Annotated in this window: 15 protein-coding genes; 5 read left to right on the top strand and 10 right to left on the bottom strand. The window is 58.2% G+C overall.

Features of this window, described 5'->3' with window-relative positions; all coding sequences use genetic code 11:
* Positions 1 to 111 precede the first annotated feature (111 nt).
* On the top strand, positions 112 to 891 hold the full coding sequence (locus KI379_RS06410) for a helix-turn-helix domain-containing protein (protein WP_212983103.1): 780 nt from the start codon (positions 112 to 114) through the stop codon (positions 889 to 891).
* Positions 892 to 972: 81 nt separating this feature from the next.
* A complete protein-coding gene (locus tag KI379_RS06405; RefSeq protein WP_212983102.1) occupies positions 973 to 2,004 on the top strand; it encodes an FUSC family protein in 1,032 nt (343 codons plus the stop codon).
* On the opposite strand, the gene KI379_RS06400 is transcribed toward KI379_RS06405, so the two are convergent.
* Genes KI379_RS06400 through KI379_RS06380 form a run of 5 tightly spaced genes read right to left on the bottom strand, consistent with a single transcriptional unit; the run spans position 1,956 to position 7,307 of the window.
* A complete protein-coding gene (locus KI379_RS06400; RefSeq protein ID WP_212983101.1) occupies positions 1,956 to 2,600 on the bottom strand; it encodes a nucleotidyltransferase family protein in 645 nt (214 codons plus the stop codon). The genes KI379_RS06405 and KI379_RS06400 overlap by 49 nt on opposite strands.
* Positions 2,587 to 3,633 (bottom strand): XdhC family protein, encoded by a 1,047-nt coding sequence (locus tag KI379_RS06395; protein WP_212983100.1) that lies wholly within the window; start codon positions 3,631 to 3,633, stop codon positions 2,587 to 2,589. The genes KI379_RS06400 and KI379_RS06395 overlap by 14 nt, the downstream gene beginning before the upstream one ends.
* 14 nt (positions 3,634 to 3,647) lie before the next feature.
* Positions 3,648 to 4,112: a (2Fe-2S)-binding protein gene (locus KI379_RS06390; protein WP_212984629.1), complete on the bottom strand. Its 465-nt coding sequence runs from the start codon at positions 4,110 to 4,112 to the stop codon at positions 3,648 to 3,650.
* A gap of 50 nt (positions 4,113 to 4,162) precedes the next feature.
* Complete coding sequence (locus KI379_RS06385) at positions 4,163 to 4,996, bottom strand: FAD binding domain-containing protein (RefSeq protein ID WP_212983099.1); 834 nt, start codon at positions 4,994 to 4,996, stop codon at positions 4,163 to 4,165.
* Positions 4,983 to 7,307 carry a xanthine dehydrogenase family protein molybdopterin-binding subunit gene (locus tag KI379_RS06380; RefSeq protein WP_212984628.1) on the bottom strand — a complete coding sequence of 775 codons (2,325 nt, stop codon included), beginning with the start codon at positions 7,305 to 7,307 and terminating at the stop codon, positions 4,983 to 4,985. The genes KI379_RS06385 and KI379_RS06380 overlap by 14 nt, the downstream gene beginning before the upstream one ends.
* A 545-nt stretch (positions 7,308 to 7,852) precedes the next feature.
* On the opposite strand from KI379_RS06380, the gene KI379_RS06375 reads away from it, so the two are divergent.
* The 3 genes from KI379_RS06375 (at position 7,853) to KI379_RS06365 (ending at position 10,651) form a co-directional block, all read left to right on the top strand.
* Positions 7,853 to 9,034: a DUF4272 domain-containing protein gene (locus KI379_RS06375; RefSeq protein WP_212983098.1), complete on the top strand. Its 1,182-nt coding sequence runs from the start codon at positions 7,853 to 7,855 to the stop codon at positions 9,032 to 9,034.
* A 234-nt stretch (positions 9,035 to 9,268) separates the two neighbouring features.
* Positions 9,269 to 9,973 carry a DUF1963 domain-containing protein gene (locus KI379_RS06370; protein WP_212983097.1) on the top strand — a complete coding sequence of 235 codons (705 nt, stop codon included), beginning with the start codon at positions 9,269 to 9,271 and terminating at the stop codon, positions 9,971 to 9,973.
* A 24-nt stretch (positions 9,974 to 9,997) separates the two neighbouring features.
* Positions 9,998 to 10,651: a hypothetical protein gene (locus KI379_RS06365; protein ID WP_212983096.1), complete on the top strand. Its 654-nt coding sequence runs from the start codon at positions 9,998 to 10,000 to the stop codon at positions 10,649 to 10,651.
* Between the two features lie 48 nt (positions 10,652 to 10,699).
* Here the strand turns inward: KI379_RS06365 and KI379_RS06360 are convergent, their stop codons facing one another.
* The 5 genes from KI379_RS06360 to KI379_RS06340 all read right to left on the bottom strand — a co-directional run bounded on the left by KI379_RS06360 (position 10,700) and on the right by KI379_RS06340 (position 16,584).
* A complete protein-coding gene (locus KI379_RS06360) occupies positions 10,700 to 11,398 on the bottom strand; it encodes a VIT1/CCC1 transporter family protein (protein ID WP_244879210.1) in 699 nt (232 codons plus the stop codon).
* Positions 11,399 to 11,650: 252 nt separating this feature from the next.
* Positions 11,651 to 12,904: a C40 family peptidase gene (locus KI379_RS06355; protein ID WP_244879209.1), complete on the bottom strand. Its 1,254-nt coding sequence runs from the start codon at positions 12,902 to 12,904 to the stop codon at positions 11,651 to 11,653.
* Complete coding sequence (locus KI379_RS06350) at positions 12,904 to 14,004, bottom strand: mandelate racemase/muconate lactonizing enzyme family protein (RefSeq protein WP_076168738.1); 1,101 nt, start codon at positions 14,002 to 14,004, stop codon at positions 12,904 to 12,906. Before KI379_RS06350 ends, KI379_RS06355 begins: the two co-directional genes overlap by 1 nt.
* Before the next feature lie 16 nt (positions 14,005 to 14,020).
* Positions 14,021 to 14,986, bottom strand: coding sequence for a S66 peptidase family protein (locus tag KI379_RS06345; protein ID WP_212984625.1), 966 nt, complete (start codon positions 14,984 to 14,986; stop codon positions 14,021 to 14,023).
* A 17-nt stretch (positions 14,987 to 15,003) separates the two neighbouring features.
* Entirely contained in the window at positions 15,004 to 16,584 is a 1,581-nt protein-coding gene (locus KI379_RS06340; protein ID WP_373309584.1) for a peptide ABC transporter substrate-binding protein, read from the bottom strand.
* Positions 16,585 to 16,693: the final 109 nt, after the last annotated feature.

Here is a 16,693-nt window from a genome sequence, read left to right as displayed (position 1 = left end):
CCTCCTCTTTCCCGGTTTTCTCCCACACAGTATAGTAGCTTGTACGTTATGCCACAATGATTTATACTGGCCAAAAACTGACCTATCGTGCTTTTTATGGAGGAGGCATTTATGATTCAATTAGTCAGCTGCGGGCACAACTTCGTTCACTCGGACGGGATCCGGATCGACCGCAGCAGCGGGGCCGGGAATTACGCTTTTGTCCTTTTTCGGAGCAAGGCGGAAGTGGTGATTAACGGCACGGCTTATACCGTGGATAACAATGCCTACATCTTGATGCAGCCCAGCACGCCTTACATGTACCGGGACTTGGAGAAGCCCTTCGTCAACGACTGGTTCCACTGTGAAGGAACGGAGCTTGGCGCATATCTGCAGCAGCTTCAGCTTCCGCTTGACCGTCCGGCCGAAGCGGCTTACCCGGCGTCCGTGTCCAGGGGCATCATGGAGCTTCAAAACGTGAACTGGCTGGGCGGGCCCCACCGTTTGGAAATTATCGACCTGGACCTGCGCAGCCTGCTGATGAAGCTCGCCAATTGGCGGCACCTGCCCCCTGCCCAGGGAAATGCCGGCCGGTATTTGCACCAGCTGTCGGAAATCCGCAGCGAGCTGTACCGTTCACCGCAGGCCTCCTACTCCCTGGACGAGCTCGCGGCAAGCGTCAACCTGAGCAAATCTTATTTTCAGCATCTGTACAAGGATTTGTTCGGATGCTCGGTTTCGTCCGACATGATCAACAGCAGGCTGGAGTACGCGAAGTATTTGCTGGATAACAGCTCCCTCTCCATCGGCGGCATCGCCAAGATGTGCGGATATGAGAACGAAACCCACTTCATGCGGCAGTTCAAAAAATTCGTATCGGCCACCCCGAGCGGCTACCGAAAAAGAAAGTAGCGCACCTGCCCTGCGAGTTTACTCCCCTGACTCCATGGGAACAATAGCAGCAACAATAAAGTAAAATGGGGCTGCAAACGAATGAGTGACAATCTATGGAATACGATCAAAAACAGCGGTGTCGTCTGGAAAATGCCGCTGGCTGCGGCGCTGTCATGGGAGGCTGCAAAGTGGGCGGGCTCATCACATCCTTATCTCGCCCCGCTGACCGCGATATTGTCCGTACAGGCCACGGTCAGTCAATCGATGCAGTTCGCCTGGCAGCGTGTCTTGGGAACGGTTGCCGGCGTCCTCCTGACGCTCTGTGTAACGCCCTGGCTCCCCCTGAACGGATGGAGCATCGGAGCGTGCCTGTTGGTCGCCACCTTTGCCATCCAGCGCCTGAAGCTGGACCACACCATGGTGACACAGGTGGCCCTCAGCATTCTGCTCGTGCTGTTCTTTCAGCACAAAATGCCCAGCTATTCGCTCGACCGGATCCGGGATACGATCATCGGCGCCGTGTTAGCGGTATTGGTGCAGTCGCTGCTGTTCCCGCCGGATTCCATCCCATCCGCCAAGCAAAAAATGACCCGCTTCGCGGACCATTTGGCAAGTCATTTTATCAAGGCCGGGCAATGGGTGGAGAAGGGATGTCCTCCAAGTGAAGCGCAAACGCTGAAATGGACTTGGCAGGCGCTGTTTCAGGAGCTGCACCAAGCGACCACCGAGCTGGACAAGGCAGCCCAGAGCTTGCGGTACCACCCTTTTGCCGCCAAGAAGCGCGATCTGCTGAACCGCCTGACCCGGCAGATGGAGCAGCTGCGTTCGGGCTACGCCAATCTGTCGGATATGATCCGGGTGCTGGGGCAGTGGTCGCAGACCGGCCATTTTACCCGGGAGCAGCAGCAGCAATGGGCCGACTACCTGCAAGAACTCGCCCAGATGATCAAGCGATGGCATACCGGCCCCGGCATCTCCACAGACGGCAGCGCCGGCAAGGTCAGCTTGAGCCTTCACGCTCCGGCGCATTGGGAGCAGGAGCAGTACCCTCTCGCCCTGTATATGAATGCCGGGCAGCTGCTTCAGGATTTTGGCGGGGAATCGATCTCCTTGTCCCGCAGCAGCCCGTAGTCCTCCGGTGTGTCCACGTCGAGGAACAGATCCGGCGATCCGAAAGGGACAGAGATCCCCGGCCTTCCGTGACGGATCAGCTGCCGGGCTCCCTGGTCCCCTTGCAGCCGGAGCAGCTCCGGAAACATCCGCCGGTGGCAAATGACCGGCGGTCTCGCCAGACCGCCGAACTCCGCAGCGGCGTAATGAATCTTTTCCCGTTCCGATGCCTGATCGTAGCGGCAGAGCAGTTCGTTGATCATTGCAGATGTGACGCAGGGCTGGTCGGCGAGCAAAATCATGACCGCTTCGGCCCCCGCGGTCATCGCCGCCTCCACCCCGCACCGGATCGAATGCGCCTGTCCTGAATGCGCATCCGGACAGCGGACAAGCGTCCACTTTGGTCTAAAGCGGTCGCTGCCAAGGGCTGCGTCCATCCAATCCGCCTTCCCTTCGGTAGTCACGATCCATATATGCGCCAGTCCGGCCTCCAGAGCGGCAAGCAGAGCATGATTGCCAAGCGCAATTCCCCTCAGCGGCAGACCGAGCTTGTTCGTTCCCATCCGGCTGCTTTGTCCCGCCGCCAAATAAATGCCATGGACACTATGTCGCTTCATAAGATAAGCGCCTCTTTCGGGAAGTTCGGTACACCTGGATTAATTCGGCCACGATGCTGAAGGCGATTTCCTCCGGACCTTCTGCTCCGATCGGCAAACCTACGGGGGCGTGCCAATGGTCCGGCAATGAGCCGCTTTCAAGAAGCCGCTGCGTTCTGCGTTTCGAGCCCAGGAGACCAACATATGCCAGGTTATGGCTGGAGAGGAATCGGATGAGCTCCCGGTCCCTCCGGAAGTGATGCGTCATGATGACGACGTAATCGTTTGGCGTCCACCGCATCCGTCCGGCCGTTTCCTCCGGGAAGCCGTCAAGCAGCGTGTGGGCATCCGGAAAAAAGCTTCGGTCGCACAGGGCTGCCCTCCAATCGGCGACGGTAACCGTGAATCCGGCGGCGGCCGCAAAGGAGGCCAAAGGCCTGGCATCCGGCCCGGCACCGAACAGGGTCAGCCGGGGTTTGGGGAAATACGTGTGGACGAACACTTCCTCCGCCTCTCCCGGCACGTTCTGCATCCCGCTCCGCCGCCCTATCCGGGCAGCTGCCCAATCCAGCAGAGCCTCGGGAAACGCTCCCGGCCATTCGCCGAACCGGTGCCTGGAGCTGGTGACAAAGCTGTATCCGGCAGCCAAGGGGTCCGCGCTATTTTTTAGAATCAGCATGACTTCGGTCTGATCGTCCAAATAATCCTTCAGCATCAGCAGATGCCTCCGCAGCGAGTCGCCGACAGCCACAGCCGTAACCTGAATCACGCCTCCGCAGCCCGGTCCTTCCCCCCAGGACAGCGGATCGGCAGCATCCAGGTCGAAGGTATAGGTGCATGGAACCCTGGCTGCCAACAGCTCCGGCACGCGGGCTGCGATATCCGCTTCCAGGCAGCCGGCGCTCAGCACGCCGATCTGCGTTCCGTCCTCGAACAGCAGCATGGATGCGCCCTCTTTACGGTAGGCGCTGCCCTTCACCCGGGTAATGGTCGCCAGCACGCTGCGCTGTCCGCACTGCTGAAGTGCTTCCAGAATCCGATGAATGTCTTCCAAGCGTGTTCCTCCTTTTAGCTGCTGCCGGTTGCCGGGCCGCCTTCCTTGTTCACTGCCAGCGCCGCCATGATCGCCCCGTGAATTTCTTCATACGAGGTGCAGCGGCATATGTTCGATTCCAGCCACAGCCGGATCGTCTCCGGATCCGCGTCCGGATGCGCACTCAGCAGCCCGTGACCGTTCATGATAAATCCCGACGTGCAGTAGCCGCATTGGAATGCCTGCTTCAGGACAAATTGTTCCTGGACCGGCGAATGCTTCAGCCCTTCAATCGTGGTGATGCGCTGTCCGTCCGCCTCTACGGCGAGCATCAGACAGGACTTCATCGGCAGCCCGTTCAGGATGACAGTGCAGGCGCCGCAGTCCCCGTTCTCGCAGCCGGGCTTGCACCCGGTTAAGCCAAGGTGGTCCCGAAGGGTATGCAGCAGCGTCTCCGCCGCACGGACCCAGAGCCACCTGCGCTCCCCGTTGACCTCCATCTCCAGCGGGTAGATCGCATTCGAGTTCGAGCTTGCGCTTTCCAGGACGTTCACCTTCCTTCCAAAGCATGAATGGCGTCTTTGACGGTTTGCCTAAATAAAAAGAGCCGGTAATCGGCCGTGCCTTCCGTATTGGTCAGCGGCGGTGCCGGGAGCCGTCCGGCTGCCTGGCTGGCCCGCTCTTCCGCAGAAAGCCCGGGAGTGTTCAGCACCTGCTCGATGGAGGCCGAACGGAACGGGAACCCGCAGACCCCGCTGAATGCCGCGCGGATGCGGCTTCCCTTTTTCACGGCAACCAAGGTCACCAACGGGTAACCGACATTACCGATCTGCCGCTTCTTCACATGAACGGACGGCAGAGATACAAATTCACGGTCCGTCACGGTCTGCAGCAGAAATTCTCCGGGTTCCAGACGGATCTGCCCGCGGAAGACTTCGTGGATCGCAGCCTCCCTGACGCCGCCTTTCCCTGCGATGACCAGGCGGCTGTCGGCCACAAGCAGCGGGAGTACCGCTTCCCTGTAGTGGATTCGGCCGCACAGGTTGCCGCCGAGCGTAATTTTGTTACGGGACGTCTGGTCGGCGACTCCTTGGGCCGCCCTGCCGAGCAGAGGGAAGAGGTTCGCGCCGGTGACGGCGGACAGCGTGACGCAGCCGCCGATGATCAGGTCATTTTCGCGGAACTCCATGACATTGCATTCGGGGATCGCTTTTACATCGACGACCGCTCCCGGCCGAACGCGATTCAGCCTGGCCATCGTAATGATTTCCGTTCCTCCGGACCAATACATCGGGTCCTTCCCTTGGGTTTGCAGCGCCTGAAAGGCATCGGCCGCGTCTTTCACTGAAGACGGGCGGTAATATTCAAAGTCAAATGGGATCATGGGCCGTCCTCCAGATCCGCTCCGGGGTAAGCGGTAGCCGATTTAGCGCGATGCCCGTTGCTGCCGACAAAGCGTTGGCGAGTGCAGCTGGCATGCCGATCACGCCATGCTCGCCGATGCCCCGCAGGCCGAATGGCGCCTCCGCATTCGGCGTTTCGACGAAATCGACGAAATACGCCGGCTGCTCTCCGTAACGCAACATGTGATAAGTCCGGAACTGCGGATTCAGCACCTGGGCCTCTTCATTGAACGCAAAGGCCTCCCTGCTGGCAAGGCCCAGCCCCATGCTCATGCCTCCGGTGATTTGGCCGCGGGCGAAAACCGGATTGATCACCCTGCCGGCATCAATAACGGTTGCCGCCTGCAGGATCCGATAGCTATAATCCCTCGTATCCAGCTCCACTTCCACCATCTGTGCGCCGACCGTCCATTCCGGGCCCGGTTTTCCTTTGCCGGTCATCGGGTCCAGCTCCTTAATATCCCGCATCGCATAACTGCCGCGGCCGATGACCTGGCTTCCAATCGTCCCCCCCTCCGGAAGTTTGTATCCAAATGCTATCCTGGTGATCTCTATGCCGATCCCCGGATCCCGCATACTGTAAACCCTTCCGCCTCCAATTTCCAGCTCGGCCGACGGGAGCTGAAGTACCCGGGCAGCCGTGTTCTTCAGCTGTACGATGGCATCGTGCGCCGCCGCCCGAATCGCGTTGCCGACCAGAAAAGTGCTGCGGCTTGCAACGGTTTTCCACAGCTGCGGCTCGGTCTCCGTATTGACGTCAGTGCTGATCGATACTTTATGCACATCTATTCGGAGCAGCTCGGCTACCATTTGGGTGAGGGACGTCCGCGTGCCCTGCCCGATCTCCACAGCACCGCAAAGCAAATTCACGCTGCCATCGGCATTGAAAATGATGACCGCCCCCGCACCGGCATCGGCGGGGGTATTGGAATTTTTCCACATACAGCATACGCCCCTGGCTTTGACAAAGTGGCCTTTTGCTTCAATCAAGGGCTGCTCATCCCATCGGATCATATCTTTCAGCTTGGCGATACACATCGGGAGATTGCCTACCGTACTCCGGTCCAGCAGCGTTTGCGTCGGCGTCGTGTCACCGGGCCCGATCGCATTCAGAAAGCGGAACTCCAGCGGATCCATGCTGAGGCGTGCGGCCATGACATCCATTGCCCGCTCGATGGCAAACGTCAGCTCGGGATGTCCAAACCCGCGAAATGAAGTGGAATACGGGTGATTCGTATACATGCAGAGCGAGTCGCACTGCAGATTGTCGATTCGGTACGGACCCGAGCAGTCGCTGGCTCCGGCCTTGCTCATGATCGGTCCCCGGTCCGAGTAGGCTCCTCCGTCAAACCAGTGCGTAATTTCCGCGGCAGCGATTTTTCCATCGGCGGCACAGCCCAGCTTGACTCTCGATTCCAGCCCGATATGCACCGGGGAAGAGACCATGTCGCGCTCCCTTGAATTGACCAGCTTGACCGCTTTTCCCCCTGCGGCCCTTGAAGCCAGAAAAGCGAGAAACTCCAGCTGAACGGCCGCCTTCCCGCCAAACCCACCGCCAACGAGCGGGGTGTGAACGATGATTTGCTGCAGCGGGATATGAAAGTATCTGTTGATTTGGCTGCGGATAATGTAGGGGGACTGCGAGGCGGAATGGATGACGGCTTTGCCGTCCGGCAGCAGCTCCGCCGTACTGCAGCGCGGTTCCATCGCGGCATGATCCGATTGCGGCATGCTCACCCGGACCTCGATCGTGTGGATGCTGCGGCTCCATCCTTCCTCCATGTTTCCTTTGCGGATCCGGTTGCGGCTTGCAACGTTGGTGCCGGGCTCCGGATACACCTCCTCATAATGCTTATACTCGGCCAAATTTTCATGTATGAGCGGCGCGTCCGGCTTATAGGCCTCCAGCGGGGACTGAACAAGCGGCAGCGTTTCGTATTCCACGCGGACCTGCAGCGCCGCCATTTCCGCGATATATTCCGCATCCGCCACCACCACGGCAACCGGCTCGCCGAAATACCTCACCTTGTCTATGGCCAGCGGCGGCCGGTCTTCCAGCGGAGAACCGGTGAGCACCGGGAAGTCCTCTCCTGTGATGACCGCACGGACGCCCGGAATACTCCGGGCCGCGGAGGTATCGATCGACAGCATCCGGGCATGGGCATGCGGGCTGACAGCCAAGGCGGCGTGCAGCAGGCCGGGTTTCGAGGTATCTCCCGTGTAACGGGCCGCCCCGGTTACTTTCTGCCCGGATTCTTTTCTCAGAACTTCTTTTCCGATGGACGAGGCGATATCGGCTCCCTCCTTTCATCCCCATCGTTGTGATAGATGCACATCCTCTACTGCCTATTTATATGGGAAATGCATTGTCCCTAGTATTCGGGTTTATACGCGAGCCCCATAAAAACGTCTATTGATGTACATTCAATGTAGACAATCGGTAGTTTCTCTGGGGAATTAAGGAAGCCAAGCCGCTGAAGCTTTTACCACTCTTATACCTAAAAAAACTGCCCGGCGGACATGTATCCTGTCCGTTCGGGCAGCGGGTTCATTTCCATCCCTGTGTATGGTGACCTGCTTTCGAGTTCAGAGTTCCGCCATCGAAGCCTTTTCATCCGCTCCAAGGCTTTTCTCGGCCCCATCTATATTTGACGAATCGCCGGACTGATCATGCGGCACCGTGACGGTAACCGTACGGGCTGTTCGATTGCCCGCTTGATCACCCGTTCACCAGAGATCCGGCCTGGAAGTCGTACACGAATTCGGTATAAAATGGTTGATGTGTGCTTTTTGCACACAGTTACTGGTTGTTTTTTACATGTGGGAGGAGAATCGTTGTGAAGAATTGTGCGCTGTACAGCTCAACCTTCGATCTGGATCAGATCGTGGACCTTATGAAGGGGATCGACCCGAATGGAAAAATGAGCGTCAATGAGAGCAAAACCCGGATTGAAATCGTCAGCAAGGGCTGGCTTCGCCGAAAGGCTACCGCTTTTAACATCATGACCAGCAAAACGCACCCGGATGAGTTTGCAAGCATGCGAAGCGGCATGGAGCAATTTTTTGCCCAGATCCCGGCGGAGAACGAGCCGCTGCAGCAAAAGCTGCTGATCAAGATCAGCACGCTCAATATGGTCATCGGCGTCGAAACGGAGGATGACATTTCGGAATCCTTATTCACCCAGCTGCTGTCGATGATCCGGACGCTGGACGGGCTGATGTTCTGGGGCGGCGGGCAGCTGCTGAATCCGGAAGGACGGCTGCTGCTGGGTACGGACGGCCGCTCGGAAGTGGAAGATTACACCGTCACCGCCCATACGAGCTTCCTCCATGGCGAGGAGCCGGAGACAGCTTCCGGTACGGAGCGCAAAGCGCGGTCCGAAGCGGTTCTGTCGGCGCAAGGCTTCCAGAAGATGCCGCCGATACCCGGACGGCTCGGCGATGAAGCCGCGGGACGAATCCGGACCCTTGCGGAAACCGCACAGCGGGCCGTCGCCCTCTGCATTACCGCCGTCAAGGGCGAATGCATCGGTGCGGGCGAAAGCCCCGAGGATACCCGGGAGCTGATCTCGAGAATTACGGCCCAGTACGGGGCGGACGGGTTCTTTTCCCCTGAGGAGAAGGCGTTTATCCAAAACAGCCAAGCGGATGAATCCGAAGCGGTCCCGTTTTCCTGGCGGTATGAAGGCTTTTGGGTGCTGCTGTGGGCCTTGGGCCATGTGGACGCCTTGGGGAGCCCGACGGATATTTGCGATGTCCCCGAAGCCGTCTCCAAGCTGCAGATGTTTGATTCGTTTGATGCCTTTTTAGCGGGCTCACGGCTGCGGAGCAGTAAGGAAATTCTCGACGCCGCCGATTTGATCTACCGCTACGACTGGCTCTGTGTCGACAGCCGGATTCAAGGACAGCCGGCTCCCGGCGGCCTCAACGCAGGCGTCGTGTATGAGCGTCACCGTGCCTTGAACTGGCTGACCGGATACATGGGCCAGGAATGGGACGATGTGCGGACGGATACGTAAGGTGAAAGAAATATGGGTTACTACTTTCCGGAGGGTAAGCAGCGGGATCCGAACAACGGCATATTTGCCGAGGGTTAAGCAGAGGGGATCGAACAAAGACCTACTCGAAGATGGTTTGTAAAGAAGCGGCAAAGTTGCTTACGTGTACATACATGATGATATATGGAAGATCTTCGTTTTTTCAGATGGACGCAGGGGTGACCTGAGCATGGGCACTTAAAGGAGGATGCAAGTATGAGTAACGAACGGATTGTAGAGCTTCAAAGCGCCTTGAAGCGCACGGCGACCCTTTTTCAAACAGGTGGAAGCAGGCCTAACCTCTCGGTGGAGCAGTGCTGGATCGGACAAGTCAACCTGGCATTGCCCGATGAGGAACTGCCCGTCGATGTGGACGGAGAGGCGATGGCTCCCATCCTTCAGCTATATCTGCCCGCGCTGCCCTATGTTCCGGACGAACTGAAGGAAACCGAACTGCTGACCGTATTTTTGTCACCTAACGTCCTGGATCACGATGATATGAGCGGATATATGTGCATCCGAGAGTACAGCGATACCGGGAAATTGGTCTTGAAAGACTTCGGGCCTGCCTTTATGTCGATCAAACCTTTCCCGCTGTTCCCAGAGCTTTGTCAAGATGACTCCCCGCAATGGGACAGCGATGATATTCCCGAAACGTACAGACAAGAGATTCTGCGACTGGAAGAGCTGGAAGGGCTGAATTATTTCGAGGATATTGCCGGGGAAATATATCGTGTTCACAAGCTTGGGGGATATGCCGCCTTCACCCAGCCTGGCATTGACTTTGGAGATGGATACGCTTTTGTCCTCCAAATCGCCTCAGACGCCAAAGCCGGGCTCAACATCGTGGATGACGGCAATTTTTATTTTGCCAAGCATAAAAAGGACGGCACCTGGCGCGGCTACTTCGATTTTTATTAAAGGATCTATAGGGAGTGAAACTTGATGGATGTGCTGGACCAAGCCATGGCATCTTTTCTAAAATGGCAGGATCAATATAACGAGGCATACGGACTTTTCAAAGAGCAGGACATCCGCCCGTTGGCGGAGTTGTGTGACCCCGGCGTGGATGATCGGATTCCGCTTTCGCCGGAACTGCAGCATTTTTACACCAGATATGAAATAAGAAGTGGTTCTGATCATATAACATCGCTCGGAATGAAAAGCGCCGCCGTGGAAATCGGAGATGCGGCCGTTCTTTTCTTTCCGAAGCCGGAGCATTTGTTTCGCCAGCAGTTGGGATACCGTTGGCTGGGAACGGGGGAGCCGTACCAAGCATCCCCTTCGTGGCCTCCGGAGCATGTGGTCATTGCCAATTACAACGATGACCCGCTGATCGTCGACACCGCCTCGCCGGCATCCCCGGTGTATGGGCGGATCGATGGATCCGGAGCATTTCCCCTTGCAGACTCGCTGGCCGACTTTTTTTCGGCCCTGGCGCTCTTGATCGAAGCCGCTGTCACAATGGAGGGGAATGTAACCAACGAAGAAACGTTTGAAATCGAGGCTGCTTTTGTGGAGGAAGTCAGGCCGAAGCTGATGCAGCTGCTGGGCGAGGAGAAGGCGGAGAATATAATGAAGTATTTGTCGTTTTACTAGAGAACATCCCGGATTCATACGCTGAACACAGTCATTGAGAGTTAACCCTCAAGATATGAGTCTTGCAATAAAAAATGCGATTCCGGCGGCCGCTCCGCCTACAATGGTTGTTTGCCAGGCGCTGCGGAACGGACGGGTACCGGTGAATCTTCCTTTAACGTAGCCAAATACGAATAAGGCAATCAGCGTGACGATCACCGAAACGGATAAAGCTGTGCCCGACTGCCTGATCAGCATGTAAGGGGACAGCGGAATGACACCCCCTATAATGTAGGACAGTCCGATCGTGAGCGAGCTGTTGCGCGCCCTCTTAGGCTCGGGTTCTTCGAGCCCGAGCTCATATTTCATCATAAATTGAACCCATCGGTCCGAATCCCGGCAGATGGCATCCACCGCCGATTCCACAATTTCTTCGGGAAAATGCCACTCTCTCAGGATATCGGCCACTTCCTCCCTTTCCTGATCCGGTATTTCCCTGATTTCCTCCTGCTCCCGCACGAGTTCGGATGCATAATGCTCCCGGTCCGTCCGGGCGGCAAGATATCCGCCAAGCCCCATCGCGATAGCACCCGCAGCGATTTCAGCCATCCCCGCCACAACGACCAGGCTCGTATTCGGTACGGTCCCGGACAAGCCGGCGGCAAGGGCAAACGGAACCGTTAAACCGTCCGACATTCCGATCACAATATCCCTGATCAAATCAGGTGCGTTAAAATGCTTTTCCTCATGCCTTTCCACAGTCATCATTCCCCCACCCTGCGAGCAGCTTCTGCCTTGATTCCCTTAATATGGGTGGTTTCCGTTAAAATATACCTGAATGTGCCTGCACGGGCTGTGCTCCATTCGGGGGATGTCCGCAAAAACTCCCGGCGTCATAGAACCGACCGGGAGTTTGTTGTCGCTCGAAGTGTTCATTGTGATTCTCTGGTTATTGTAATCTGGGAGCAGCTTACAGAACGCTTCGAGTTGAAATGCGATGCCCGGGCAAGCCTTGCCTCGTTATGTCCAATAACGGCGGGAGACGCAGTGCTCGTCAGCAAGCTTATACCCTTTCAGCGGAATCAGCTCCACCGAGCTGGCCGAATCCGGCGAATGGATCATGTGCCCGTCCCCGGCGTAGATGCCGACATGATGGACGCGTCCCTTGCCCTGCTCATAGGCAAAGAACAGCAGATCCCCCGGCTGCAGCTCCTCCGGCGGAATGCCGGCTCCGTGCAGCGCCTGGACAGAGGCGTCCCTCGGGATGTCGATGCCGCAGGCGAGATGCATGGAGTGGGCAAACCCGGAGCAATCGTAGCCCCAGGCCGACATGCCTCCCCACAAGTAAGGCAGTCCCAGAAAGCGCTTGGCCTGCGCCACGATGGCCTTGCCCCTATTCTGTTCATCCGCACGAGAGCCCGGGTATTCCCCTGGCTCAGCCACCACCTGTACGTCTGCCCGTCTGATCCGGGCAAGACCGTGCGGGGTCTGCACGACGACAAAAGCATCCCCACCATAATCTGCACCTGCCCCAACGCCATCTCTCGGAACACTCCCTGCTTGGGGAAAAGCTCCAGCAGCGGGTCCCGCTACCGTTTCGGCTTGTAAACCCTTTACGGCTTGAACTCCATCGCCGGGTTCTACCTCAGGCACCGTCCCCCGCTCCTCCTCGGTCGCCAGCGGCAGCCTTGTCAGGAAGCTGATACGCAGCTTCGCCGATGAGGATAACAGCTCCAAGTCCGTCGTAGGTGCCGTAACGATCGCAGAAGCTGGAGCAGCAGCGGCGCCGGGAACGTTTCCGCCGCTGTCCAGCAGCCGATACGCTTTCTCCTCAATCAATGGCAGCAGCTGCTCCGTCGGAATCCAGCCGGGATATCCGTTCTCATCCTTGGGCGAGATCTGGCCCGGGATGGCGACCCGGCTCCATCCGTCCTGCTCCTCATAGACGAGGACGGCCGTGCCGTACAGCGCCTGGGTCTGCACGCGGTTGGCCGCGCACAGGTCGAGCTTATCCGATACCGTCATGGCGGCGAGCCATGGTTCGATGCCGCTCCCCCGCGCATTCGCCGGATCGGTTTCCATCTCCAACGGGTTCCCTGAATCAGATGGATCCGTGGCCTCCCGTTTGCCACTCCCAGGTTCGCTAGGGGCGAACCCGGCCAGAGCCGGCGCGTCCAGCGCCCGCGGAGAGGACGGACTGGTCCAGACGGTGGCTACCGGAACGCTGACCACCCGCCATGCCGGGGATACGGCCTGATCGTCTTGATCCCCCATCACCATACCCCCACTTCGTCCGTCGTGCGCACGTCGGTAATGCCCAGACCCGGCGCATCCGAGAAGGTCATTACCCGGCCGTCGTACATGACGCCGCCGACGACATCATCCTGGTGCAGCATCAGCGGCGCGTCGAAGTCGTAGCGGGTGACGTTCTTTTTGCTCGCGGCGAAATGGGCAGCGGCGGTCACCGCCAATCGGGATTCGATCATGCTGCCCACCATGCACTCGACGCCGTATTCTTCAGCCAGCTGGTTGATCAGCTGCGCCTTGTAAATGCCGCCCGCCTTCATCAGCTTGATGTTGATCAGGTCGGCCGCGTGCCGCTGCAGCACCTCCAGCGCCTGCACCGGAGAAAAGACGCTTTCGTCGGCCATAATCAGGGTGTCCACCGCGGCGGTCACCTGCTGCAGCCCGTAAATATCCCCGGCCCGGACCGGCTGCTCCACCAGTTCGATGTTCAGCCCCATGTCCTCCATCTTCCGGATGGAGCGGATCGCCTCCTTGGCCTGCCAACCCTGGTTGGCGTCCAGGCGGATCTTGACGTCGCTGCCGATGCGCTGCCGGATTTCCCGGATGCGGCGGATGTCATGCTCGATGTCATCCTTGCCGACCTTGATCTTCAGTACGGTAAATCCAGCCTGAACGTATTGGGCCGCATCTTCTCCCATTTCCTCGGGCGAGTTGACGCTGACCGTAAAGTCCGTTTCGATCCGGTCGCGGTACCCGCCGAGAAATTGGTACAGCGGCATACGCCCGTGCTGGGCCACCAAGTCATAAACGGCCATGTCGATGGCCGCTTTGGCACTGGTACAGCCGACCATAGCCTGGTGGAGCGACTGCAGGATCTGCTCATAGGCGAGCAGGCTTTGGCCGATCAGCAGCGGCTTGAATGTATGTTCAATGGCGGACTGGATCGCCTCAAGGCTGTCGCCTGTGATAACGACAGTGGCCGGAGCTTCGCCCCAGCCCACTTTTCCGTCGTCGGCCGTCATTTTCACCACAATCGATTCGGCTTGATGAACCGTGCGCAGCGCCGTCTTGAACGGTTTGGTCAGCGGCGTGTACTTGCGCAGCACTTCGATATCATGTATTCGCATTTGCCGGTTGCCTCCTCTATATAATGGCTGACTCCAGCGCTTCCACTTTTTTGTCAGCCGTGCTCAGCTCGGCTTCCATCCCGTGCGGAACCGCGACGTTGGGCGAGCCGTGCCCGATCCCGAAGCCCATCAGGGAAGGTCTGCCCGCTTCGGTCACATAATGCCGGACGACCTCCTCCAAGGTAAAGGAGATCGGGCGCTTGACCGGCTCGCAATCGCGGAAGTCGCCCACTAGGATACCGGCCGCCTGCTCCAGCTTGCCCGCCATCCGCAGCTGGTTCAGCATACGATCGATCCGGTACGGCTCCTCCCCGATATCCTCGATAAACAGGAGGCAGCCCCGGGTATCGATCTCAAACGGCGTACCGAGCGTACTCGTCAGCAAAGTCAGGTTGCCTCCGACGAGCGGGCCCTTGGCTTTGCCTTCCACCAAGGTATGCAGCGGGGTGATGTCCTCGGTGTAGCGGAGCGGCTCGGGCCGGACCAGCTGGGCGAAGCTCTGCCGGGTCAACGGGTGAACATCCTTGTCTCCCAGGCAAATCATCATCGGCCCATGCACCGTGATCAATCCGGTCATCTTCCAGATGGCGGCATGCAGGAAGGTGATGTCGCTGTACCCCCACAAAATTTTGGGATGCCGGCGGATTTGATCGTAATCGAGCTTCTCCGCGATCCTGGCGGTGCCATAGCCTCCACGGGCGCAAACGATGGCCTGAATGCCGGGGTCCGCAAACATGGCGTTCAGCTCGGCGGCCCGCTCGGCGTCGGTTCCGGCGAGGTAGCCGTGGCCGCGGTTCAGCGAATCGCCAAACCGGACCTTCAGGCCAAGCTCTTCGAACACTTCGGCCGAACGGCGGATCGCCTCCGCGTCCCCGCGGCTCGCCGGGGCGGTGATGCCCACCGTGTCCCCCGGCATCAACCGGGCCGGCCGGATCGGCCTTTTCCCGGCACCGGCCTGCACCTTCGAATCGGCAGCATGCATGAACGGTCTCAGCCTTCTCATTTCAAATCAGCCCACTTAAAGTCCATGTAGCCGTACGGATGGCGCACCACGTCGACGAGCTTGTCGCTTTGCAGATAAGCCGAATCATAGAAATACATCGGCATGATCGGCGCCTCGTCCATCAGGATTTTTTCGGCCTGGTGCATCAGGTCATAGCGCTTCGCCTCGTCCGTCTCTTGGTAAGCGGCCTGGATCAGCTTGTCGTATTCGGCATTGCTCCAGCCCGTACGGTTGTTCGGACTTTTGCTTTCGAAAATATCCAGGAAGTTGATCGGATCGGCGAAATCCGGCAGCCAGGACGACCGGGAAAACTGCAGCTGAAGCTGCTTCTGTTCCGCGGTGAGGACTTTGCCTTCTTTGCCCGCGAGCTTGACGTCGACACCCAGGTTTTCCTTGAACATGGCCTGCAGCGTTTCGGCGATTTTCTGATGTAAATCGTTTGTATTGTAAGTCAGCGTCACTTCGGGAAGCGTGCTGTATCCCGCTTCCTTCATGCCTTCCGCAAGCAGGCTCTTGGCCTGCGCTGCGTCAAACGTAATCAAGTCGCCGCCCACTTCGCGGAAATCACGTCCGTCCGGCTCCTTGAGTCCGTAGGATACGAAACCCCCGGCCGGTTTTTGCTTCTGCTTGACCACCAGGTCCACGATTTTCTGACGGTCCACCGCGAGCGCAAAGGCTTTGCGGATTTTGGCGTTGTCAAACGGCTTCATGGTCGTATTGAAGCGGTAAAAATACGTACCTGCCGAATCTTGAACGTTCACCTTGCCTTCCGAAAACAGCTGGTCGCTCATATCGGCGGGAACGCCGGCAATGTGCAGCTCGCCGCTTTGGTACAGCTGGTATTCCGTGTTGGAATCGTTGATCATTTTAAACGTGACGCCGTCCAGCTTCACGTTCGCCGCATCCCAATATTTATCGTTCTTCACCATTTTCAGCTCGGAATCGTGATTCCACTGGGAGATGCGGAACGGGCCGTTGCTGACGAACGTATCGGCCTCCGCCGTCCAGTTCGGATTGGACTCCACAGTCTTTTGCGGCACCGGGAAGAAGGCCGGATTCGCCAGCATGCTCAGCAGCCAGGGGGCCGGCTGGGCCAGCGTCACTTCCAGCGTCTTGTCGTCAGTGGCTTTGACCTGCACGTCGTCCGCCGTCCCTTTGCCGGAGTTAAAAGCCTCCGCTCCTTTAAATACATAGGCCAGCGTCGCGGCAGAAGACGCCGTTTTCGGATCGAGCATTCTTTTCCAGGCAAACTCGAAGTCACTCGCCTTTACCGGCTCGCCATTGCTCCACTGTACGCCGTCGCGCAGCGTGAACGTGTATTGGAGTCCGTCTTCGGATACCTTCCACTCGGAAGCCATAGCCGGCTCCGGAGACTGGTCCTTGCCGAGACGCGTCATGCCCTCCATCGCATTGTTCAAAATGTCATAGGAAACCTGGTCGAAGCCGATCGGCGGATCGAGCGAAGTGGGCTCGCGAACGTTGTTGTACAGGAGGATTTTACTTCCGGTATCTCCTCCACCGCCGCTTGCTCCTTCAGTTCCGCCGCCGCATGCGGCCAGCAGCAGGCTGAGCAGCATGCACGTCAGCAGCGCCAGTATTAACCTTCTTTTCACAGCCTTGTTCACGACAGCCTTTTCCATGAGACCCTCTCCCTTAATCCCGAATTGGTTGGTTGCTGCAAATACA

The sequence above is a fragment of the Paenibacillus cineris genome (assembly GCF_018333335.1).
Taxonomy (GTDB): Bacteria; Bacillota; Bacilli; order Paenibacillales; family Paenibacillaceae; genus Paenibacillus_AQ; species Paenibacillus_AQ favisporus.
The sequence above is the reverse complement of the archived record's forward strand: the minus strand, read 5'-3'. Positions and strand labels throughout refer to the sequence as shown.

Bases quoted from the DNA above. Each gene is read 5' to 3' on its own strand.
- KI379_RS06410 (WP_212983103.1), top strand. From the start codon at position 112: ATGATTCAATTAGTCAGCTGCGGGCACAACTTCGTTCACTCGGACGGG.
- KI379_RS06405 (WP_212983102.1), top strand. From the start codon at position 973: ATGAGTGACAATCTATGGAATACGATCAAAAACAGCGGTGTCGTCTGG.
- KI379_RS06400 (WP_212983101.1), bottom strand. From the start codon at position 2,600: ATGAAGCGACATAGTGTCCATGGCATTTATTTGGCGGCGGGACAAAGC.
- KI379_RS06390 (WP_212984629.1), bottom strand. From the start codon at position 4,112: ATGGAGGTCAACGGGGAGCGCAGGTGGCTCTGGGTCCGTGCGGCGGAG.
- KI379_RS06385 (WP_212983099.1), bottom strand. From the start codon at position 4,996: ATGATCCCATTTGACTTTGAATATTACCGCCCGTCTTCAGTGAAAGAC.
- KI379_RS06370 (WP_212983097.1), top strand. From the start codon at position 9,269: ATGAGTAACGAACGGATTGTAGAGCTTCAAAGCGCCTTGAAGCGCACG.
- KI379_RS06365 (WP_212983096.1), top strand. From the start codon at position 9,998: ATGGATGTGCTGGACCAAGCCATGGCATCTTTTCTAAAATGGCAGGAT.
- KI379_RS06360 (WP_244879210.1), bottom strand. From the start codon at position 11,398: ATGATGACTGTGGAAAGGCATGAGGAAAAGCATTTTAACGCACCTGAT.
- KI379_RS06355 (WP_244879209.1), bottom strand. From the start codon at position 12,904: ATGGGGGATCAAGACGATCAGGCCGTATCCCCGGCATGGCGGGTGGTC.
- KI379_RS06350 (WP_076168738.1), bottom strand. From the start codon at position 14,004: ATGCGAATACATGATATCGAAGTGCTGCGCAAGTACACGCCGCTGACC.
- KI379_RS06345 (WP_212984625.1), bottom strand. From the start codon at position 14,986: ATGCATGCTGCCGATTCGAAGGTGCAGGCCGGTGCCGGGAAAAGGCCG.
- KI379_RS06340 (WP_373309584.1), bottom strand. From the start codon at position 16,584: ATGCTGCTCAGCCTGCTGCTGGCCGCATGCGGCGGCGGAACTGAAGGA.